This is a genomic window from Caballeronia sordidicola (assembly GCF_002220365.1).
GTDB classification, from domain to species: domain Bacteria; phylum Pseudomonadota; class Gammaproteobacteria; order Burkholderiales; family Burkholderiaceae; genus Caballeronia; species Caballeronia sordidicola_C.
Window position 1 is genome coordinate 18,219 of the sequence record NZ_MTHB01000290.1, and the last position, 18,996, is coordinate 37,214.

An 18,996-nucleotide genomic window follows, 5' to 3' on the forward strand; every position below is an offset into this window, starting at 1 on the left:
CCGGGCAGGCTGTCAGACAAGCTTTTCAGGCCGGCGCGAGGATCCGACGATCCTCTTGCTCAACCCGCTCGCCTGGATCGCCGCTTAGTTAGCCGCTTAGGTAGCCGCTTAGGTCGCCGACGACTGTTGTTGCTCCCGGCGGCCCGCCACCAGCGCCAGATAAGCCAGCGCGCCCACCGCGAGCGCAGGCAGCGTGGCACCGAGATTCGGCAGCCACTGATTGATCGCGTGATACGCCGCAATCCCCAACGCCCACGCAATAAACCCGCTTACGTGCCAACCGCCCGAGAACCCGTAGGGTCCGCGCGGATCGGTGAGCGCCGCGATTTCAACGCGACGTTTCCTCACGATAAAGTGGTCCACCAGCACCACCCCAAATAGCGGCGCGAACACCGAGCCGATCAGCAGCAGGAAGTTCTGGTACTTGCCCATCTGTACGAGCAGCGCGATCAGCGTGCACAACGCGCCGAACGCCGCCGACAGCAACGGCACGCTCGCCTTCGCCCAGAACGTACCGGTGGAAACGGCGGCCGAATGGATATCGGCGAAGGCGTTGTCGATTTCGTCGATGAGAATCAGCAGCAGCGCAATCCCACCCGCCGCCTGAGCCAGTGCGACGGTGAGCAGCGCATCGCCGCCACCCGCCGCGAGGCCGTAGAACGCGCCGAGCGCATAGAACCAGATATTCGCGATTCCATATCCGAACAGCGTGCCGCGGAACGTGCCGCCCGCGCTGTTCCCGAAACGCGTGTAATCCGCGATCAGCGGCAACCACGACAGCGGCATGGCGACCACCAGGTCGATACCCGCGCCGAACGGCATGTCGCCCGTGCCGGGGCGGTTCATCAGCGCGCCAAAGTCTTGTTTCGACAGCAGATTCCACGTCAGCCAGCCCGCGCCCCCAAGCAGCAGCCAGATTCCCCATGTACGCAAGAAGCGCCGGACGAAGGACAACGGCCCGGTGATCGCGAGTGCTGTCGCCAGCACGCCGAAGATCAAGGTCCAGATCAGCGGCATGGAGAGGCCGAATGATTGTTTGGCGAGGGCATCGGCGGAATCGCGCATCACGATGATTTCGAACGAGCCCCAGCCGACGAGCTGCACTGCGTTGATTACCGCCGGTACCGACGCGCCGCGCAGCCCCAGCGTGGGGCGCAGCGACGACATGGCGGCCAGGCCCGTGTCGGTGCCCACCACGCCGGCGAGCGCCAGCAAGACCACGCCGATCACCGTACCGATCACGATGGCCGCGAGCGCATGCGGCAGCGACATGCCCGGCACGAGCAGCGCCCCGGCCTGCGCCACCAGCAAGCCGATGCCGAGTGAAAACCACAACGCGAAGGCGTCCGATGTGCCGAACGCGCGCCGCGCGGCGGGGACCGGCAGAAGCGGCGCATAAGTCGATGTGCCGGTTTCGCCGGTCGTGCCCGTAGTGTTGTCTTGTCCCATTCGCGTTTCGTCCTTATCTATAGGGCTTGGCCCGGTTCATGCGCGTTTCATCGGTTCGTCCGCGGCTGTCATAATCACCCGTTGCGGCTCGATTCACGTTTTTTCGAGGCGAAACGTCCACTTTGAAGCAGCGGCGGCGTCCGTCTCGAAAAGCGCACGATTATCGCTGTCTTTGCACTTGTGCACTATCAGACGCACGACCCAGATCTAATCAGACCTATTCGGAAACCCTCCAGAGCGCCATGTTCGAAGAAAACCGTGCCAATGTTCCGCTTGCCGAGCGTCTGCGGCCTCGCACTATCGACGAGGTCATCGGCCAGAAACACCTGCTGGGCCCGAGCAAGCCGCTGCGTGTCGCGTTCGAGTCCGGCGAAGCGCACTCCATGATCCTCTGGGGGCCGCCGGGCGTGGGCAAGACCACGCTCGCGCGGTTGATGGCGGCGGCGTTTCACGCTGAATTCATCTCGCTGTCGGCGGTGCTGTCGGGCGTGAAGGACATTCGCGAGGCGGTCGAACTGGCGCAGATTCATCGGGCGAACGGGCATCAGACGCTCGTGTTTGTTGACGAAGTGCATCGCTTCAACAAAAGCCAGCAAGACGCATTCTTGCCGCACGTGGAGTCGGGCCTGTTCGTGTTCGTGGGTGCGACGACCGAGAATCCATCGTTCGAGGTGAACAGCGCGTTGCTGTCGCGGGCGGCTGTGTACGTACTGAAAAGTCTCGAAGCAAGCGAGCTCACCGAGTTGCTGGACCGAGCGCAAGGCGAACTGGGCGGTCTCACGTTTACCGATGAAGCCCGCGACGCGCTGATCGGTTCCGCCGATGGCGACGGCCGCAAGCTGCTCAACAATCTCGAGATCGTCGCGCGGGCGGCGGCGCAGCAGAAGTCGACGAATATTGATGGGGCGTTGCTGGGCAGCGCGCTTGCGGAGAATTTGCGTCGTTTCGACAAAGGGGGCGACGCGTTCTACGACCAGATCAGCGCGTTGCACAAGTCGGTGCGCGGCAGTAATCCGGACGCGACGCTCTACTGGTTTTGTCGAATGCTGGATGGCGGCGCTGATCCGCGTTATCTGGCGCGGCGCATCGTGCGCATGGCATGGGAAGACATTGGTCTCGCCGATCCGCGTGCGGGACGGATTGCGCTCGATGCCGCCGAGACCTACGAGCGGCTGGGCACACCGGAAGGTGAACTGGCGCTGGCGCAGGCGCTGATCTATTTGGCGGTCGCGCCGAAATCGAATGCGGGCTACAAGGCCTATAACGAGGCGCGGCGGTTTGTCGGCAAGGATCAGTCGCGCGGGGTGCCGGTGCACTTGCGCAACGCACCGACGAAGCTGATGAAGGAGTTGGGCTACGGGCATGAATACCGTTATGCCCACGATGAACCCGACGCGTTCGCGGCGGGGGAGACGTATCTGCCGGACGGCATGCGCGATCCGCACTGGTACGAGCCGACGCCGCGCGGGTTGGAGGGCAAGATCGGCGAGAAGATGGCGAGGCTGGCCGAGATGGACGCGCAATGGCGGCGCGAGAACAAAGGCGAGAAGAAGTGATCGCGGCCGCGTGCAGCGGCACTGTTTATAAATAGCGTAGCGACCAATTTCAAGACAGGTTTTTGTGGAACGGAAAACGCGCCGAACTTCAGGCCGAACGGCTAACGCGGTCAAAGCGCGCCAATAACCGTTCGGCGCTGCGCTAAAATCGCGGATTCGCACCTACTCAGAACCGGCCCTGCCATGCTCGACATTCAACTTCTGCGCAAAGACCCTGACGCTGTCGCCCAGCGTCTGGCCCAACGCGGCTACACCCTCGACGTCGCGGCCTTCGCGGCATTGGAAACCGAACGTCGCGAGATCCAGACGCGGACTGAAGAACTGCAGATGCGGCGCAACACGTTGTCGAAGCAGATCGGCGCCATGAAGGGCCGTGGCGAAGACACTGCTGCGGTGATGGCGGAAGTGGGCGGAATCGGCGACACCATGAAGGCGTCGTCCGCGCAACTCGACGACATTCAGAAACGCCTCGCCGACCTGATGCTCGGCGTACCGAACCTGCCGCACGAAAGCGTCCCGGTTGGCCGCGACGAGACGGAAAACGTGGAGCTGCGTCGCTGGGGCACGCCGCGTTCGTTCGATTTCGAGGTAAAGGATCACGTCGATGTAGGCGCTCCGCTCGGCCTCGACTTTGAGACCGGCGCCAAGCTCTCCGGCGCGCGTTTCACGCTGCTGCGCGGCCAGATCGCACGGCTGCATCGCGCGCTTGCCCAGTTCATGATCGACACCCACACCGAGCAGCACGGCTACACGGAGGCGTACACGCCGTATATCGTGAATCCGGAAATCCTGGTCGGCACGGGACAGTTGCCCAAATTCGCGGACGACATGTTTCGCGTGGAGAAAGGCGGCGAAGAAAACACGATCACGCAATATCTGATTTCGACCTCCGAGATTTCGCTGACGAACACGGTGCGCGAAAGCATTCTCGACGCCGCTGCGCTGCCGGTGAAGCTCACTGCACATTCGCCCTGCTTCCGCTCCGAAGCAGGCTCGTATGGCCGCGATACGCGTGGCCTGATCCGCCAGCATCAGTTTGATAAAGTGGAAATGGTGCAGGTTGTGTCGCCGGACAAATCGTACGACACGCTCGACGAAATGGTCGGACACGCCGAAGCAATCCTGCAGAAGCTCGAACTGCCGTATCGCGTGATCACGTTGTGTACTGGCGACATGGGGTTTTCGGCGTCGAAGACATTCGACCTGGAAGTCTGGCTGCCGGCGCAGAACACCTATCGCGAGATATCGAGTTGCTCGAACACTGAAGCATTTCAGGCTCGCCGGATGCAGGCGCGGTTCCGCAATGCACAGGGCAAGCCCGAATTTGTTCATACGTTGAACGGGTCGGGACTGGCGGTAGGACGCACGCTCGTTGCGGTGCTTGAAAACTTTCAGAATGCAGATGGATCGGTGACGGTGCCGCAGGCATTGCGGCTCTACATGCGTGGTCTCGAAAAACTGGACGTACCGAAGGCAGAATAAGAGGCGGATCGAGCCGGTGTGTTGTAACCGGCTCACGAAAAGGGGTTGGAAATCGATTCCGAGTCGTCTATAATCTTTCTCTTCGCTGAGCATCGACCCGCTAAGCGAAGGCCGCAAAGAGCAGTAACAAGTACTAATGTAAGCACTAACATAAGCATTAACATAAGCACTAACGCGGTTGCAGTAAATGGAAAGGTGGCAGAGTGGTCGAATGCGCTGGACTCGAAATCCAGTGTACGTTTAGGCGTACCGTGAGTTCGAATCTCACCCTTTCCGCCAAATCTAAAAACCCCCGTTGATCGAAAGATCGGCGGGGGTTTTGCCCTTCTAGCGCTCGAATTCCGTCCCCAGCCTCCCCGCGTTTTCTCGTCAGCACTTCGGCAGCAAGCGTTCTATATCGAAGGTGGACTTGCCGTCGGGATTTTTGCCGGCCGAGCTTCGCGCCAGATTATTTGATGTCCGGCAGGCCCAGTTATCCGGCTTCTCAATACTAGGTGTCTGCCGGTTCGCCAAGTCATCGGGGCCGGATGCAGGTCCTGGGTCGGATTCAGGCTGCGACGTCCCGGTAATTGAGGGCGATCGATACACATGGACAGGCGCCACAGACAGCGAAGCGGGATGGTCGGTGGATGGCGCGACCGGGTTGGCCGTTTGGGCGTCTGCCGCGGAGCAAAGCGATGCGGCAGCCACGGCTGTCGTCACCAAGCTTCTGCGGACGTTCCATTCGATTGAATCAACAACTCGGGCGTTGTGACGACCGTCGTTGTAAATGAAAAACAAAACCATCTCGGCATCCTTCCTTTTAGGTGTTTCTGAGAAAAAAGAGGTCATAAATAATAACGCCAAAGCATCTAATTAGAATCAGTCTGATTGGTTCCGTACGTCGCTGCAATTTAGTCATTCGCTTCGTTGCAAAATTAAAGATCAATAGAAGTTAGGTAAAGTAATAATCACAATGAATGTGCGCGAATGCCACAATCACCGCTACGTTTCAATTTGATGTGATGCATCAGTCCCCATGTCCAACTCGAAGAAGTTTCTTGCCGCGCGCGGCATTTCCCTGACCGGTATTTCGTGCGCTCAAGCAAGCGAGTTCGCAGGCTTCTATGCCGGGGTCAAGCGGGGGAGAATGGGCTCACGCGTCTGGAGTCGTCAACAAGCCGTCCCACGCCCTGCTTGTCCACGGCCTGACCGCAGGCTAGGGCTCGATGCAAAACAGTTCGTGATCGGCGTAGAAGTGTTCGCCGACTTCCATCGCGGTTCGACCGCCTGCAAAGATGGTGGTGGGAATCTTAAGGTCGGAATGCCTTTCAATACGATCATGCCCTACGCGCGTTGAGGCATGACGGGAACCTGGCCTGGGGCGTGCCTTGATGGCGGCTTGGGCGTTGAATATAAGTTTATAAAACAACTAAGCGTCGCAGCTGGGTGGAGCGCTGAATCAGACAGTCATGAAGGAAGCAAACGTAGTATCGACGGCGTCACGGTCGGCGTTCACTACTATTTTTGATGGTTTAAGGACTGGTTGAATCAGTATTAAAAGATCCCGGGCGGTTTATTGATCGCCGGAGATTTTACTTGGCCGATGCCAATTGAACTCAAGTCGTGCAGCGCGCTATGTCGAAGCGCATTTCGGGCTCGGGCAATCCGCCATAATCCTCTGAAGATTTTTGCACCTTCACCGTCGACCCATATTGTGATGGTGTGAGTGTAACTAGCCATGCGTTCGGGCCGACCAGCAATTCTGAGGCGCTTCCCAGCTTCGACGTCGACACCGATGGCAGTTTGTCTTCAAGGCAGTTCAGCACGTCACGGGGCTGGCGGTGCGACGACACATAGATCACCGGACTCGAAGCGCGAAGTTCGGGGACGCTTGCGAAACTGCACGCAGCAAGCGCAAGCACAGACGCGAACAAGGATGTGAGCGGGACAACTCGGCGTGAGAGCATAAGCAATGGGCGTCAGTAGGAGCCTGGCAACAAACGAGGCAACGTAAAAATAGAAACAGGCCGAAAATCAGGGGCCAGGACAATGGGCGCAACCCACAAGTGGCGCAACCCACAAGTGACGCACCCGAGCGAGCAAACTGAATCAAGCTGGATCGAAGCCTAAAGCATGGCGTCGCCCGGCCGCAAGGCAATCGAACACGCCATCGAAAAAAGAGCGGAAAAGCGTCCGATGCTATCATCGCCGGCATCCTGAATTAATGCGTCAGCGATACATCGATATCGCGCGCCGACACACCAACGCTCCATGGCCATTACACTCAAGTCGCCTGCCGACATAGAAAAACTGCGTATTTCCGGGCGCCTGGCCGCAGAAGTCCTCGCGATGATCGGCGAGCATGTGCAGCCGGGCATCACCACGGAAGAGCTGGATGCAATTTGCAACCGGTTCATTGTCGACGAACTGAAGGCGATCCCGGCGAACGTGGGGTACATGGGTTTTACCAAGACCATTTGCACGTCGGTAAATCACGTGGTCTGTCACGGTATTCCCAGCCCTCGGGCGCTGAAGGACGGCGACATCATTAACATCGACGTCGCGATCATCAAGGACGGTTATTTCGGTGATACCAGCCGCATGTACTTCGCCGGCACGCCGAGCCGCGAGGCCAAACGGCTGTGCGATACGACGTATGAAGCCATGGTCGCCGGCATTCGGGCGGTGCGTCCGGGCGCGACGTTGGGCGATGTGGGTTATGCGATCCAGACCATCGCAAACCGCGAGGGCTATTCGATCGTGCGCGAGTATTGCGGACACGGCATTGGCCGCGTGTATCACGAAGATCCGCAAGTGCTGCATTACGGACAACCGGGGACGGGATTGCGTTTGAAGCCCGGTCTGGTTTTCACCATTGAGCCAATGGTCAATGCGGGCCGCGCTGCAACGCAGCAATCGCGTGATGGCTGGACCGTGACCACCAAGGACCGGTCGTTGTCGGCGCAATGGGAACATATGGTCGTGGTGACTGACGATGGCTTCGAATTGCTGACACCCTGGCCCGACGGCACGGGTGAATACGCAGCACCCTGATGCACACAACAACACCGTAAAGCACCATGGGCGAGCGGCGTTGTGGGCTGAGAGACCCACGGTGAGGGCACTTCGCGCATCGACTGAAATAATGATTTGACTCGTTCGCCTGTTCGGTTGAAGCTATTAAACAGACCAAGCCGGCTTAAGAAAGCTTAAGAAGCTTGTGAAAGCTTGAGAGAAAAACACCCGCATGAGTCCTTCACTAACTGTTCGCAGGATCACCGCGCATCAAGGTGCCGTCCTGCGCGAGCTTCGCACGGCCTCATTGCGCGAGGCGCCTTACGCGTTCGGTGAGACGCTGGAGGAGGCCCTGTCCGCCGACGTCGCAAGCTTCGACGAAACGGCCGACCGCCACGCGAATTCATCCGCTACTGCGTCGTTTATCCTGTACACCGAAGGTCATCCAGCGGGTTTGGTGGGTGCGTTTATCGACGAAGCGCCTGCACCGCGCGCATTCGTCTACGCGTTGTGGGTTGCCCCGGCCGTGAGGCATCTGCGTGGTGGCGAACTGCTGGTGAACGCTGCTACGCAGTGGCTCGCGGAGCGGCGCGTGCATGACGTCTTTGCCTGGGTCGCCGACGAAAACCGCAACGCCATGCGTTTCTACGAGCGCCTGGGCTTTGGTCCTACCGGTGAACGTCGCCGGATTCCAGCGCATCCCGAGGAATATGAAACGCTGCTCGTGCGCCGCGTGGCTGATCACGTGACCTGAGCGTATGACTTGAGCATTTGATCCGCCAGCGTTCGCCGCGGCTGGATTAGCCACGGCTCGCGTGGCTTGGTCCGCCCCGGCTCATCTCGCCGTCCCCTGTCTCGCTTATCTCTTTTCACATCATGCTGCCCGCGTTCGGGCGGCAATCTGAAATTTTCCGTTTGCTTGCGCTCACGCCTGTAAAATACGCAAAATTTTTGGCTTTACCTATGTCGCTCAAAAAAACGCCCTTTTTCGAATTGCGCAGCGGCTCTGTCGACACGCTTTTGTTTGTCGTCAAGACTACCGACCTCGACGCGCTGCGAACGGAACTCACGCGGCGCTTCGAAGCGACTCCCGAGTTTTTCGCGAACGACACTGTCGCCATCGACGTGCGCCGTCTGGCTGCCGACGAGCGGATATCGATCAGCGAACTCGCGACGTTGCTCGACAGCGTACGCATGCGCCCGATCGGTGTAGTTGCATCGGGGGATCAGGCATGGGCGTCCGAAGGCGCGCTGCCGTTGCTTGAAGCGCGCGACCGGCGCGGTGCGCCGAAGCCGTCGGTGGACGCGGGCGTCGAGAACACCGAGGCGGCTGCCGTGATCGAAGCGGCCGTGGCGCAAACGCCTGCGCCCACCGCGCCGGTGCCGAAGACGACCATCATCGACCGGCCGTTGCGGTCGGGCCAGCAAGTTTATGCGAAGGGCGATCTCGTCGTGCTCGGGCTCGTGAGCTATGGCGCGGAAGTGATCGCGGAAGGCAACATTCATATCTACGCGCCGTTGCGTGGCCGGGCGCTCGCGGGCGTGCACGGCAACCTCGACGCGCGCATTTTCTGCACGTGTCTGGAACCGGAACTGATCTCTATCGCCGGCATCTACAGGACGATGGAAACACCGCTCGGCCCTGATGTCCTGGGCAAGTCGGTGCAGATCTGGCTCGACGAAGAAAAACTGATGATCGAACCGCTGCGGCTGACCTGAGAGGCCTGAGAGGTATCAGCCAGGCGCGCCTGATGGGGACGGCGCGCTTTTCGGACAGGACGCGAGCGGATTTAATTGACGAACACAAGGTACAGGAATGGCAAAAATCATTGTGGTGACTTCGGGCAAGGGCGGCGTCGGCAAGACGACCACCAGCGCGAGCTTCGCATCAGCCCTCGCGTTGCGCGGGCACAAAACGGCTGTTATCGACTTCGATGTCGGCCTGCGCAATCTCGATCTCATCATGGGCTGCGAACGCCGCGTGGTGTACGACCTCATCAACGTGATCCAGGGCGAAGCGAACCTCAACCAGGCGCTGATCAAGGACAAGAAGTGCGAGAACCTGTTCATCCTGCCGGCCTCGCAGACCCGCGATAAAGATGCGCTGACGCAAGACGGCGTCGAGAAGATCATCAACGACCTGATCGCGATGGACTTCGAATACATCGTCTGCGACTCGCCTGCAGGGATCGAATCGGGCGCGTTGCTGGCCATGCATTTCGCCGATGAAGCATTGATCGTGACGAATCCGGAAGTGTCGTCCGTGCGCGACTCGGACCGCATTCTCGGCATTCTTTCGTCGAAGACGAAGCGCGCGATTGAAGGGAAGGAGCCGATCAAGGAACATCTGCTGATCACGCGCTACAACCCGAAGCGCGTGAGCGAAGGCGAGATGCTGTCGCTTACCGACATCCAGGAAATCCTGCGCATCGAGCTGATCGGCGTGATTCCAGAGTCGGAAGCCGTGCTGCATGCGTCCAACCAGGGTCTGCCGGCCGTGCACCTCGATGGCACTGACGTTGCTGAAGCATACAAGGACATCGTTTCGCGCTTTCTCGGCGAAGAAAAGTCCCTGCGCTTCACCGACTATCAGAAGCCAGGTCTGTTGCAACGCATCTTCGGCAACAAGTAAGGGGACGCAATGTCGATTCTTTCGTTTTTGCTGGGCGAGAAAAAGAAGTCCGCTTCGGTCGCGAAGGAACGCTTGCAGTTGATCATCGCGCACGAGCGAGCGGGCGGACATGCACCCGCCGATTATCTGCCGGCGTTGCAACGAGAACTCGTTGCCGTGATTTCCAAGTACGTAAAGATTTCGAGCGACGATATCCGGGTAAGCCTCGAACGTCAGGACGATCTCGAAGTACTCGAAGTGAAGATCGAAATTCCATCGGTTTGAAGAGGGATGACGGTTTGAACCAGCGCTGAAGTATGACCTTGGCGCGCAGCATCCAAAAAAGGCTGGAATCACATGATTCCGGCCTTTTTCACTAGTGCGCCTGCACCTTTAAGTCGCTTGCGCGACTTACATCAATATTCCGTTGCAGTTTAGCCATCGCAGTTACACGGGCGCTGTCGGCCAAACCATGTCCTCGCGCATTGAGTGTGTATCGCCGATACAAGGCGACCAACTCAAGAGGCCGATCATGAAAATACGTTTGTTCATTGCCCAGGCAGCGATTGTTCTGGCCGGTGTTGCGGCAGTAGCCGGAAGTGCGTCGGCTGAAGTAATTATCGTGGCGCCGAATGCGCCGCCGCCGGTGCGTATTGAATCCGTTCCGCCGGCTCGCGTGGGGTATGTGTGGGACAACGGCCACTGGCGCTGGGAACACGGCCAATACGTGTGGAATCCGGGGCACTGGCAAGTCGAACGCGTGGGGTATCACTGGGTGCCGGGACACTGGGTCGCGCGTGGCGGTGCATGGCGCTGGATGCCCGGACACTGGGCCTGACGCCTGATCGCTGCGATACGTCGCCAGCCTCACGGGCGGCCAGTTAATGCCGCCCGAATCCGATGAACCCGTTCAGGAGTTCCACATGAAAACCAGACTATTGATTATTGGCTTCCTCGCAACCTTGCTGGCTGGTTGTATCGTCGTGCCGGCGCATCCGTATGCTTATCATCCGGTGCCACGCGTCTACGTGTATTAGGTTTGCCCGAGCTTTATTTGGTGACCGGCTCTTCGTCCTCGACGGGTGTTTCCGGCACTTCGGGCGATGCCCGGGGCACGGGCAAGGGTAGTGGGGTCATGTAGCGCTCAGCCAACGCTTCGTAAAGCGGCGGCGAGAAGAGGCGCGACACCCGGCTCGCAATGAGCGCTGTCGCCATGAGCGAAATCACCAGCGCGTGACCGTTGATCATTTCCATCACGATCACGAACGACATGATCGGCGACTGCGTAACGGCCGCCAGATAGCCAACCATGCCGAGCGCAATCAGCATCGACAGCTGCATGTGGCTGAAGACCATATGGAGCACGTTGCCGAAACCGGCGCCAATCGATAACGACGGCGCGAAGATGCCGCCCGGAATGCCGGGCAGGTACGAGCCGATCATCGAGACCATCTTGAGCAGCGGATACAGCGGCGAGAGCTGCTCGTGGCCTTCCAGCAGGCCGCGCGCCTCGGCGTAGCCGCTGCCGAAGGTAGTCCCGCCCGACACAAGCCCGACCACGGCGATGATCAACCCGCAGAGCGTGGCGAACACAACCGGGCGTGTCGCGTGCATCTCGCGCAGACGTGCCGGAATCCATCTGGACGTATTGAGCAGCAACCAGCAAAACACGCCGCCCGCGATACCAGTCAAGACGGCCGTGAGCAGCACCGCGACCGCCAGCAAGCTGGGAAAATGCGCACTGACTTCGATGGTGCCAAAATAGGTGTAATTGCCGTTCAGGCCGAGCGCGACGATACCCGCGAGGATGATGCCCGTGATCAGCACGCCGCTCGTACGCGCTTCGAAACTACGCGTCAGTTCTTCGATCGCGAACACAATGCCGGCAAGCGGTGTATTGAACGCCGCCGATAAGCCCGCCGCCGCGCCGGCCAGCACGAGTTGCCGTTCGATGCGGGCGTTTGAGCGGGGAAACAGTCGTCGCAGGTTGTACATCAGCGCTGCGCCGACCTGGACGGTTGGACCTTCGCGGCCGATGGTGAAACCGCCGAGGATCGCGATAAACGAGATTCCCATCTTGGCGATCAGGATGGCTGGCGACAACAGCCGGGTTCCCAGTCCTGGCGGACTGTGCAACACGGCGATGACCTGCGGAATGCCGCTGCCTTCCGAGCCGCGAAAGAATTTTCGCGTGAGCCAGACGGATAACGCTGCCACCGCCGGTGTCAGGATCAGCGGTAGCCAGACATGGTCATGCTGAACGGCACGAAACGCGTTATAGCCCCAGTCGATGAGCTTCGCGTACAGCACCGCGACCAGCCCGACCGCGACTGCGCCAACCCAGAAAATGCCGTAGCGGTACCAGAGGCTGCGCGCACGTCGGAGAGTAAATCGGGGGAGAGAGCGTAAGGCGCGAATCATGTGCGGTGAGCCATGCGACCGGCTGTCGGCAAAGGAGTGATTATACCGATTTGAATCAATAATCCTGCCGATTGGTGCCTACGATTAATGGTTGCCGGGTGCTTTGAAAAAGAAAATGGGGCGCAGCCATGAGCCGCCGCCCCAAAACTCTCTCGTCGGGGTGGCGAGAGCGGAGAGAAGAACGTAATTAATAAGTAATGTGTTATTCAGGTTTTTGAATGACACGCAAACGTTTCAACGATAGCCCAGGGTGTTTGAAAGTTTTATCGATTACTGTAGTAGGCGGGACGTGGAGCGCTTACTGAAGATCAGGTCGTCATTACTTCGAACGCGACCACAGCGGCGATGGCGCCAGCGTTCGCAACCAGCGCCTGCAGCACGATCCCGCGCCAGCTCGTTGTCCGGAAACGCACGGCCAGCATGAGTGCGGTGAATAGCGCAATAGCGATTATTGCAACCACATCAGCACTTTGAAGATGAATGCGCATGACGCCGGTCTCACGAATGTTCAGTCTTTGTTGAGCGTTTGTTGAGTATAGACAGGACGTGCCGGTACGCAAGTTGCACAAAAAAAAAGCAATGGCACGGCTGTTGCATTTATCTAATCATCCGATGGGAATTTTCCGGGCGCTGTCCGTACTAACCCGAATTGGCGTATTCCCGTGCAGGGCCGCCTTGTCTACGGAGTTGTATTTATGAATTCCCCGAATCGCCGTTCTCTAGAAGTGGATTTCTTCCGGGGAATCGTGCTGCTGGTCATTGCCGTTGATCATATTTCGGGAAGCGTCTTATCCAAATTTACATTGCATAGTTACGCGTTCTGCGATTCCGCAGAGGTTTTCGTGTTCCTGGGTGGATACGCATCGGCGGCTGCCTATACGACGCTGGCAGCGAGCCGGAGTCACGGGGCCGCGCGGCGCCGCTTCCTGAAGCGCAGTTGGGAGATTTATCGCGCGTACCTCTTTACGGCCGTGATGATGCTGCTGGGCGGGGCGCTGCTGATGTGGCTGCGTATCGACACCCCGATGATGCAGATCACCGAATGGCCGTCGTTCCTGGCTCGGCCGCTGGGGCTGACGTTCGATGTCGCGACCTTGCGGCACCAGCCGTATTTATCGGCGGTATTGCCCATGTACGCCATGTTCGCGCTCGCCGTGCCGTTCGTGGTGCCGTTGGCCGAACGTAAGCCGGTTGTCATGCTGTTTGGCAGTCTCGGCGTGTGGCTTTTTGCATCGTCACTCGCGCAATGGCTACCGTCGGCTTACGCGGAAGGGTGGTCCTTCAATCCGTTTGCGTGGCAACTGATGTTCGCGCTCGGCATTTTGGCGCGCGTGCAGCCGATCTCCGCCGAATTCCACGATTCCAAAACCGCGCGCTGGATGACGCGTGCGGCAATTGTCGTGTTCCTGACGTTCGCATTCGCGAAGCTGTTCCTGGAGACGCAGGCGCCGCCCGGATATATGAAGCAGAACCTGGCGAGCCTGCGCATTGTGAGTTTTGTCGTGATCGCGTGGTTGTTCGCTCAGGCGGTGCACGCGGGGTGGATCAAGGCGCTCGCGAAGAGCTTGCCGAGCGTGGTCAACATCGGCAAGCAGGGGTTGGTGTGTTTCATTGCGGGCGCGTGCATGTCGCTGGTCATCGACACCGCCTTGCGGCTCGTGTCGCTCGGGCAATATCAATGGATAGCGGGGCTTTGCGGCGACGCCATCGCGATTGGTAGTCTGATCTGGCTCGCAGCGTTATGGCGCGAGCGCAAGGCGGCGCAGCGGGCGCGGCTGGAGACGCAGCAAGCGCGGCAGCCGAAAGGGCCGCCGGTGCCGGCGCATGCGGCCAACCCGCGCGATAGATGAAAGAGGGGAGTTTGAACAACGCGTGCCGGCGAGCTTTACAAAGCGTCGCCAGCACGAATTGAGCACTACGAGAGCTTGATGTCGCGCGTTTCCCGCATGCACAGCACGCCGAGCAAGCTGATCGCTGCCGCGACCGACACGTACCCGCCGACCCACGCCAGACCGCCGCGATTCGCCAGCAATTGCGCGATGTACGGCGCAACCGACGCCCCCAGAATGCCGCCCACGTTATACGCGACACCTGCGCCGGTATAACGCACGTTGGTCGGAAACAACTCGGGCAACAGCGCGCCCATCGGGGCGAAGGTCACGCCCATCAGGAACAGTTCGATAGTAAGAAACAACGCAACCGCGTAGGTGTTGCCGCTGCCGAGCAGCGGGGCCATGGTGAAGCCGGACAGGATAGCCGCGATACAACCCACAATCAGCACCGGCCGACGGCCGAACTTATCGCTGGCCAATGCGGAAATTGGTGTCGCGATAGCCATGAAAATTACCGCGAAACACAGCAGGCCGAGGAATTTCTCGCGCGTGAAATGCAGTGTCGAGACGCCGTACGAAAGCGAAAAGACCGTCGAGATGTAGAAGAGCGTGTAGCAGACGATCATCGCGATCGCGCCGAGCAGCGTCGGTTTCAGGTATTGGCCGAACAACGTCGCGATAGGCACACGCACGCGTTCCTTTTTCTCGATAGCCTCACGGAACGCCGGCGTTTCCGCAATTTTCAGGCGCACGTAAAGTCCGAGTCCCACCAGCACCGCGCTGACGATGAACGGCACGCGCCAGCCCCAGCTACGGAATTGTTCGTCGCTGAGCGAGAGCGCCAGCCCGAAGAACAGTCCATTCGATGCCAGGAAACCCACCGACGGCCCGAGTTGCGGGAACATGCCGAACCAGCCGCGCTTGTTTTGCGGCGCGTATTCGGTGGCAAGGAGCGCTGCTCCGCCCCATTCGCCGCCGAGTCCGATGCCCTGGCCGAAGCGCAGGATACACAGCAGCACCGGCGCGAGGCTGCCGATGGACGCGTAGCCCGGAACGAAGCCGATCAGCGTGGTCGACACGCCCATCACGAGCAGCGACGCGACGAGCGTTGATTTTCGCCCGATGCGGTCGCCGAAATGGCCGAAGATAAACGAGCCGATCGGCCGCGCGATGAACGCGATACCAAACGTGACAAACGCCGACAACGCTTGTGCGGCAGGCGAGCTATGGGGGAAAAAGACCGGACCGATAACCAGCGCAGCGGCGGTCGCGTAGACATAGAAATCGTAGAACTCGATCGCCGTGCCGATAAAACTCGCGAAGATCACGCGGGAAGTGCTCATTTGCGCGTCGCTTGCGGGCGATGCGGGCAACGAGCCCGAGGGTGAGGCTGATGACATGGCGTCTCCGGTTCGCCCTTCTATCACGCCCAGGAACGGGGACGCGCGTCGGGACACTTTGTATTGAATGCGCAGCGTGCAACGGGCGCCGGGCGCTCGATGCGATGTACGGCAGGAAACGAACGGCTTGGACTGCGCGCGGTGTGTCGCGCAGGTCGACCGGTCAGGCGCGTCGATCAAGCGCTGGATGGGCGGGCGGCGACGGCTCTGCCGGCATGGCCGGCGTGGGGTATCGAAAATTATAACGAGCGTGCGTTGCGGCCGGCAAGGAAACCGTATTGATGAATGCACCAATAGTTCCGCCTGTTCCACTCAATCGATGGTTGTCGCCTGCGGTGAATGGACGCTGCGTAGCTGGAATTGACCGTTGTCGTTGAAGAGCCAGTCTTCGAACAAATCGAGGTGCCCGTTGCCGTCGAGCAGACGTGCGGGTGGCGTGGGTAATGGCGAAGCGCGTCGCAGCGACGCGAGGGCGGTGGCTTCGGCTTCGTCGTCGCCATTGGTCCGGTAGACCGACGACCGGATCACGCGGCCGTTGCGGTCCACGGTGAACGCGACCACGACGAGCGAGCGCAGCATTGCTTGCGGCGTGCCTTTGAGTACCAGCGACGGATTGCGGTCGAAGATGTGTTGTGCGACGCGCACCTTGTACTGATCGAGCGTCGCGCCGCTCACGGCGGCGGCGGGTTTGGGTTCAAGCGCGCTGGGCGGCGGGGTGATCGTGCAGGCGGCAATGACTGCCGCGATTGCTGTGGTGAGCGCTATGCGCGCGATTTTCAAACGTGAGGTCATGGCAGGCGAGGCTCCACGAATTCGTTGCACTCATGCTTAACAATACGCGGCTGGTCCGGGTCTTGCTGCCCCATTTTGCACGTCCACTGCATTTTGATGCGCAAGGAGAGAACCATGAGCAGCGATTCCACTGATGTGAAAACCCCGAAGCCTGCAGAGCATAGCGATAACGAGGCAAGCAAGATGCCCGACCGTGCCGATGACGACCGTAAGCAGGCTCCAAGCGATAAGCCCGGAAAGAAGCCGGGAGAGGGCGAGCCGGACGTGGGGTGAGCTTTGGTAGGGCGTGTCCTGCACGCCAAATACTCGCATTGACGACGACGCGGGTTTTCATCGCAGTGAGGCGGCGAGGACCTGCTTGCTGGAGCGAACGTCGGTGTGACGCACCTCTCGTCGATCTTTGTATATACAAAAAACCTGGTTTGTAGTGAATTTTGTATATACCATTTGATGGATGCAAGTCTCCTTCGATGTGAATAAGATCACCCGCAACATCGCTGAACGAGGTTTATCGTTCGAACGGGCTGCTCAATTCAATTTCGAGACAGCGTTGATCGGCACCGACGATCGGCGTGTTTACAGCGAAGTACGGTATGTCGCTCTGGGATATCTCGACGAACGCTTGCATGTTCTCTGTTTCACTGAAACCCACGATGGAATTCGCGTGATCAGTTTTCGCAAAGCTAATTCGAGAGAGGTGAATCGCTATGCCAGCACGTAAGCCCATGATTGACGAGAGCGGCGAAGTACGCGAACTGACGGCCGCGGACATCAAGACGTTCAAGCGCGGCAGCGCAGCATTACCCGCATCATTGAGGGCGAAGACGGGCGTTCGCGGTCCTCAAAAAGCGCCAACAAAAATTCCGCTATCGCTTCGACTTTCGCCGCAGGTCGTGGAGGCGTTTCGCGCGTCGGGTGAGGGATGGCAGACGCGAATCGACGTGGTTCTGGCCGATTGGCTCAAGACGCACTCGCCTGACGAACTGGCGGTGTGAATGGCTTGGTGTGGAGGCGAGAAATTTGAAGCAGAGGGCTGCAGACAAGCCAGGGTGCTGTTTTTGGCGGAAGCGGTGAGATTCGAACTCACGGACGAGTCACCCCGTCGCTAGTTTTCAAGACTAGTGCCTTAAACCGCTCGGCCACGCTTCCACGTTTCACACATAGCAACTACGAGAAAAGTGCGCTTAAACCGCGTCGCACCTTTCTGGCAAGGCGCGTATTGTAGCGCAACTTTCCCTGCCGTCCAGCAAGCAAAACCGCCTCACCCTTCCAGCGACCTGGTCGCCCGCAAACCGGGAAACAATCGCATCCATATCAAGGCAACGGCGAGCGTACCCACGCCGCCAATCAGCACCGCCGGCACCGCGCCGAACAATCCCGCCGTCATCCCCGACTCGAACTCGCCCAACTGATTTGACGTCCCGATAAACAGTGAATTGATGGCGCCCACGCGTCCGCGCATGTCATCGGGTGTTTGAAGCTGAACGAGTGACATGCGCACGACGACGCTGATCACATCGGAGGCGCCGAGCGCGGCCAGCGCGATCAGCGAAACGTATAGATTCCGCGATAACCCGAACACGATCGTCGCAATGCCAAACGCGATCACGCCGCCGAACAACGCGGTCCCGGCTCGCCGCCGCAGCGGAAAATGCGCGAGATAAATTGATCCGGCCAGCGCGCCAACCGCAGGCGCCGCGCGCAGGACGCCGAGCGCCCACGGCCCGGCGTGCAAGATATCGCGTGCAAAAACGGGCAGCAATGCCGTTGCGCCGCCAAGCAGCACCGCGAACAGATCCAGCGACAACGCCCCCAGGATCACGGGCTTGCGTCGAATGAAGGCGATGCCCGAGAAGAGCGATTCGAAGGTCAGCGGCGTGCGCATGCGCACCACTTGTTCGATCTTTATCGATGACAGCACCACCGCCGCCCCGATGAACGCCACCGCGACCGCGCCGTATACTGTCAACGCACCAAAGGCGTAGAGCAAACCACCCATTGCCGGTCCGAGAATCTGTGCTGTCTGATTCGCCGACGTCGACCACGCCGTCGCGTACTGCAATTGGGCGCGTGGAATCAGGTTGGGCAAGAGTGCGGCCATCGATGGTGACTCGAACGCGCGCGCCGACCCGGCAATGGCCGCGATCAAATAGATCAGCCCCTGACTGGTGACCCCGCGCCACGTCGCAATGCACAGCGTCAACGCGGCCACGCCCTGGATTGCCTGACAGATGAACGCGATCGTGCGCCGGTCGTAGCGGTCCGCGACATGGCCCACCACCAGCGTGAGCATGAACATCGGCAGGAACTGGGAGAGGCCGACGAGCCCGAGCGCGAACGCACTGTGCGTGATCGAGTAGATCTGCCAGCCGATGGCGACCGACATCATCTGGAACGCAACCGATGACATCACCCGCGCGCTCCAGAACAGCGCGAAGGGCCGGTGGCGCATCACG

Annotated in this window: 20 protein-coding genes and 2 tRNA genes; 14 read left to right on the top strand and 8 right to left on the bottom strand. The window is 59.7% G+C overall.

Annotated elements, in window-relative coordinates; all coding sequences use genetic code 11:
* Positions 1 to 108: 108 nt before the first annotated feature.
* A complete protein-coding gene (gene cytX, locus BSU04_RS42440) occupies positions 109 to 1,449 on the bottom strand; it encodes a putative hydroxymethylpyrimidine transporter CytX (protein ID WP_089166170.1) in 1,341 nt (446 codons plus the stop codon).
* A gap of 242 nt (positions 1,450 to 1,691) precedes the next feature.
* Between cytX and BSU04_RS42445 the strand changes: the two genes are divergently transcribed.
* The 3 genes from BSU04_RS42445 to BSU04_RS42455 all read left to right on the top strand — a co-directional run bounded on the left by BSU04_RS42445 (position 1,692) and on the right by BSU04_RS42455 (position 4,766).
* The gene (locus tag BSU04_RS42445; RefSeq protein WP_089166171.1) at positions 1,692 to 3,005 is read left to right on the top strand and encodes a replication-associated recombination protein A; all 1,314 of its coding nucleotides are present in this window, start codon (positions 1,692 to 1,694) and stop codon (positions 3,003 to 3,005) included.
* Between the two features lie 183 nt (positions 3,006 to 3,188).
* A complete protein-coding gene (gene serS, locus BSU04_RS42450) occupies positions 3,189 to 4,487 on the top strand; it encodes a serine--tRNA ligase (protein WP_089166172.1) in 1,299 nt (432 codons plus the stop codon).
* Between the two features lie 189 nt (positions 4,488 to 4,676).
* A tRNA-Ser gene (locus BSU04_RS42455) sits at positions 4,677 to 4,766 on the top strand.
* A gap of 90 nt (positions 4,767 to 4,856) precedes the next feature.
* Here the strand turns inward: BSU04_RS42455 and BSU04_RS42460 are convergent.
* Complete coding sequence (locus BSU04_RS42460) at positions 4,857 to 5,318, bottom strand: hypothetical protein (RefSeq protein WP_144021526.1); 462 nt, start codon at positions 5,316 to 5,318, stop codon at positions 4,857 to 4,859.
* Between the two features lie 187 nt (positions 5,319 to 5,505).
* Here BSU04_RS42460 and BSU04_RS46110 point away from each other — a divergent pair, with 187 nt between their 5' ends.
* From BSU04_RS46110 to BSU04_RS42495, 7 genes are all read left to right on the top strand, one after another.
* Positions 5,506 to 5,826 carry a hypothetical protein gene (locus BSU04_RS46110; RefSeq protein WP_144021527.1) on the top strand — a complete coding sequence of 107 codons (321 nt, stop codon included), beginning with the start codon at positions 5,506 to 5,508 and terminating at the stop codon, positions 5,824 to 5,826.
* Positions 5,827 to 6,740: 914 nt separating this feature from the next.
* Positions 6,741 to 7,523 carry a type I methionyl aminopeptidase gene (gene map / locus BSU04_RS42470; RefSeq protein WP_089166175.1) on the top strand — a complete coding sequence of 261 codons (783 nt, stop codon included), beginning with the start codon at positions 6,741 to 6,743 and terminating at the stop codon, positions 7,521 to 7,523.
* 193 nt (positions 7,524 to 7,716) lie between these two features.
* Positions 7,717 to 8,238 carry a GNAT family N-acetyltransferase gene (locus BSU04_RS42475; RefSeq protein WP_089166176.1) on the top strand — a complete coding sequence of 174 codons (522 nt, stop codon included), beginning with the start codon at positions 7,717 to 7,719 and terminating at the stop codon, positions 8,236 to 8,238.
* Positions 8,239 to 8,447: 209 nt separating this feature from the next.
* Positions 8,448 to 9,203: a septum site-determining protein MinC gene (minC, locus tag BSU04_RS42480; RefSeq protein ID WP_089166177.1), complete on the top strand. Its 756-nt coding sequence runs from the start codon at positions 8,448 to 8,450 to the stop codon at positions 9,201 to 9,203.
* Positions 9,204 to 9,300: 97 nt separating this feature from the next.
* Positions 9,301 to 10,116 carry a septum site-determining protein MinD gene (minD, locus tag BSU04_RS42485; RefSeq protein ID WP_031359135.1) on the top strand — a complete coding sequence of 272 codons (816 nt, stop codon included), beginning with the start codon at positions 9,301 to 9,303 and terminating at the stop codon, positions 10,114 to 10,116.
* Between the two features lie 9 nt (positions 10,117 to 10,125).
* Complete coding sequence (minE, locus tag BSU04_RS42490) at positions 10,126 to 10,380, top strand: cell division topological specificity factor MinE (protein WP_031359136.1); 255 nt, start codon at positions 10,126 to 10,128, stop codon at positions 10,378 to 10,380.
* A gap of 247 nt (positions 10,381 to 10,627) precedes the next feature.
* Entirely contained in the window at positions 10,628 to 10,933 is a 306-nt protein-coding gene (locus tag BSU04_RS42495) for a YXWGXW repeat-containing protein (protein ID WP_089166236.1), read from the top strand.
* A 212-nt stretch (positions 10,934 to 11,145) separates the two neighbouring features.
* Here BSU04_RS42495 and BSU04_RS42500 read toward each other — a convergent pair whose 3' ends face one another.
* Positions 11,146 to 12,516 carry a chloride channel protein gene (locus BSU04_RS42500; RefSeq protein WP_089166178.1) on the bottom strand — a complete coding sequence of 457 codons (1,371 nt, stop codon included), beginning with the start codon at positions 12,514 to 12,516 and terminating at the stop codon, positions 11,146 to 11,148.
* Between the two features lie 308 nt (positions 12,517 to 12,824).
* Positions 12,825 to 13,004: a hypothetical protein gene (locus BSU04_RS42505; protein ID WP_089166179.1), complete on the bottom strand. Its 180-nt coding sequence runs from the start codon at positions 13,002 to 13,004 to the stop codon at positions 12,825 to 12,827.
* 207 nt (positions 13,005 to 13,211) lie between these two features.
* Between BSU04_RS42505 and BSU04_RS42510 the strand changes: the two genes are divergently transcribed.
* Complete coding sequence (locus tag BSU04_RS42510) at positions 13,212 to 14,366, top strand: OpgC domain-containing protein (RefSeq protein ID WP_089166180.1); 1,155 nt, start codon at positions 13,212 to 13,214, stop codon at positions 14,364 to 14,366.
* 65 nt (positions 14,367 to 14,431) lie between these two features.
* On the opposite strand, the gene BSU04_RS42515 is transcribed toward BSU04_RS42510, so the two are convergent.
* Together BSU04_RS42515 and BSU04_RS42525 are read right to left on the bottom strand one after the other, a co-directional pair.
* Entirely contained in the window at positions 14,432 to 15,748 is a 1,317-nt protein-coding gene (locus BSU04_RS42515; protein ID WP_089166181.1) for an MFS transporter, read from the bottom strand.
* Between the two features lie 312 nt (positions 15,749 to 16,060).
* Complete coding sequence (locus tag BSU04_RS42525) at positions 16,061 to 16,540, bottom strand: energy transducer TonB family protein (RefSeq protein WP_089166183.1); 480 nt, start codon at positions 16,538 to 16,540, stop codon at positions 16,061 to 16,063.
* Between the two features lie 114 nt (positions 16,541 to 16,654).
* Here BSU04_RS42525 and BSU04_RS46945 point away from each other — a divergent pair, with 114 nt between their 5' ends.
* From BSU04_RS46945 to BSU04_RS42535, 3 genes are all read left to right on the top strand, one after another.
* Positions 16,655 to 16,813, top strand: a complete 159-nt coding sequence (locus BSU04_RS46945) for a hypothetical protein (protein WP_179258625.1) — start codon at positions 16,655 to 16,657, stop codon at positions 16,811 to 16,813.
* A 181-nt stretch (positions 16,814 to 16,994) separates the two neighbouring features.
* Positions 16,995 to 17,261, top strand: coding sequence for a BrnT family toxin (locus tag BSU04_RS42530; protein ID WP_089166184.1), 267 nt, complete (start codon positions 16,995 to 16,997; stop codon positions 17,259 to 17,261).
* 4 nt (positions 17,262 to 17,265) lie between these two features.
* Positions 17,266 to 17,535, top strand: a complete 270-nt coding sequence (locus tag BSU04_RS42535; RefSeq protein WP_256983895.1) for a BrnA antitoxin family protein — start codon at positions 17,266 to 17,268, stop codon at positions 17,533 to 17,535.
* Positions 17,536 to 17,599: 64 nt separating this feature from the next.
* Here BSU04_RS42535 and BSU04_RS42540 read toward each other — a convergent pair.
* Together BSU04_RS42540 and BSU04_RS42545 are read right to left on the bottom strand one after the other, a co-directional pair.
* Positions 17,600 to 17,689: transfer RNA gene (locus tag BSU04_RS42540), tRNA-Ser, on the bottom strand.
* Between the two features lie 112 nt (positions 17,690 to 17,801).
* Positions 17,802 to 18,992 (bottom strand): MFS transporter, encoded by a 1,191-nt coding sequence (locus BSU04_RS42545; protein ID WP_089166237.1) that lies wholly within the window; start codon positions 18,990 to 18,992, stop codon positions 17,802 to 17,804.
* Between the last annotated feature and the right edge of the window lie 4 nt (positions 18,993 to 18,996).

Bases quoted from the DNA above. Each gene is read 5' to 3' on its own strand.
- cytX (WP_089166170.1), bottom strand. From the start codon at position 1,449: ATGGGACAAGACAACACTACGGGCACGACCGGCGAAACCGGCACATCG.
- BSU04_RS42445 (WP_089166171.1), top strand. From the start codon at position 1,692: ATGTTCGAAGAAAACCGTGCCAATGTTCCGCTTGCCGAGCGTCTGCGG.
- serS (WP_089166172.1), top strand. From the start codon at position 3,189: ATGCTCGACATTCAACTTCTGCGCAAAGACCCTGACGCTGTCGCCCAG.
- BSU04_RS42460 (WP_144021526.1), bottom strand. From the start codon at position 5,318: ATGACCTCTTTTTTCTCAGAAACACCTAAAAGGAAGGATGCCGAGATG.
- BSU04_RS46110 (WP_144021527.1), top strand. From the start codon at position 5,506: ATGTCCAACTCGAAGAAGTTTCTTGCCGCGCGCGGCATTTCCCTGACC.
- map (WP_089166175.1), top strand. From the start codon at position 6,741: ATGGCCATTACACTCAAGTCGCCTGCCGACATAGAAAAACTGCGTATT.
- BSU04_RS42475 (WP_089166176.1), top strand. From the start codon at position 7,717: ATGAGTCCTTCACTAACTGTTCGCAGGATCACCGCGCATCAAGGTGCC.
- minC (WP_089166177.1), top strand. From the start codon at position 8,448: ATGTCGCTCAAAAAAACGCCCTTTTTCGAATTGCGCAGCGGCTCTGTC.
- minD (WP_031359135.1), top strand. From the start codon at position 9,301: ATGGCAAAAATCATTGTGGTGACTTCGGGCAAGGGCGGCGTCGGCAAG.
- minE (WP_031359136.1), top strand. From the start codon at position 10,126: ATGTCGATTCTTTCGTTTTTGCTGGGCGAGAAAAAGAAGTCCGCTTCG.
- BSU04_RS42495 (WP_089166236.1), top strand. From the start codon at position 10,628: ATGAAAATACGTTTGTTCATTGCCCAGGCAGCGATTGTTCTGGCCGGT.
- BSU04_RS42500 (WP_089166178.1), bottom strand. From the start codon at position 12,516: ATGATTCGCGCCTTACGCTCTCTCCCCCGATTTACTCTCCGACGTGCG.
- BSU04_RS42505 (WP_089166179.1), bottom strand. From the start codon at position 13,004: ATGCGCATTCATCTTCAAAGTGCTGATGTGGTTGCAATAATCGCTATT.
- BSU04_RS42510 (WP_089166180.1), top strand. From the start codon at position 13,212: ATGAATTCCCCGAATCGCCGTTCTCTAGAAGTGGATTTCTTCCGGGGA.
- BSU04_RS42515 (WP_089166181.1), bottom strand. From the start codon at position 15,748: ATGTCATCAGCCTCACCCTCGGGCTCGTTGCCCGCATCGCCCGCAAGC.
- BSU04_RS42525 (WP_089166183.1), bottom strand. From the start codon at position 16,540: ATGACCTCACGTTTGAAAATCGCGCGCATAGCGCTCACCACAGCAATC.
- BSU04_RS46945 (WP_179258625.1), top strand. From the start codon at position 16,655: ATGAGCAGCGATTCCACTGATGTGAAAACCCCGAAGCCTGCAGAGCAT.
- BSU04_RS42530 (WP_089166184.1), top strand. From the start codon at position 16,995: ATGCAAGTCTCCTTCGATGTGAATAAGATCACCCGCAACATCGCTGAA.
- BSU04_RS42535 (WP_256983895.1), top strand. From the start codon at position 17,266: ATGATTGACGAGAGCGGCGAAGTACGCGAACTGACGGCCGCGGACATC.
- BSU04_RS42545 (WP_089166237.1), bottom strand. From the start codon at position 18,992: ATGCGCCACCGGCCCTTCGCGCTGTTCTGGAGCGCGCGGGTGATGTCA.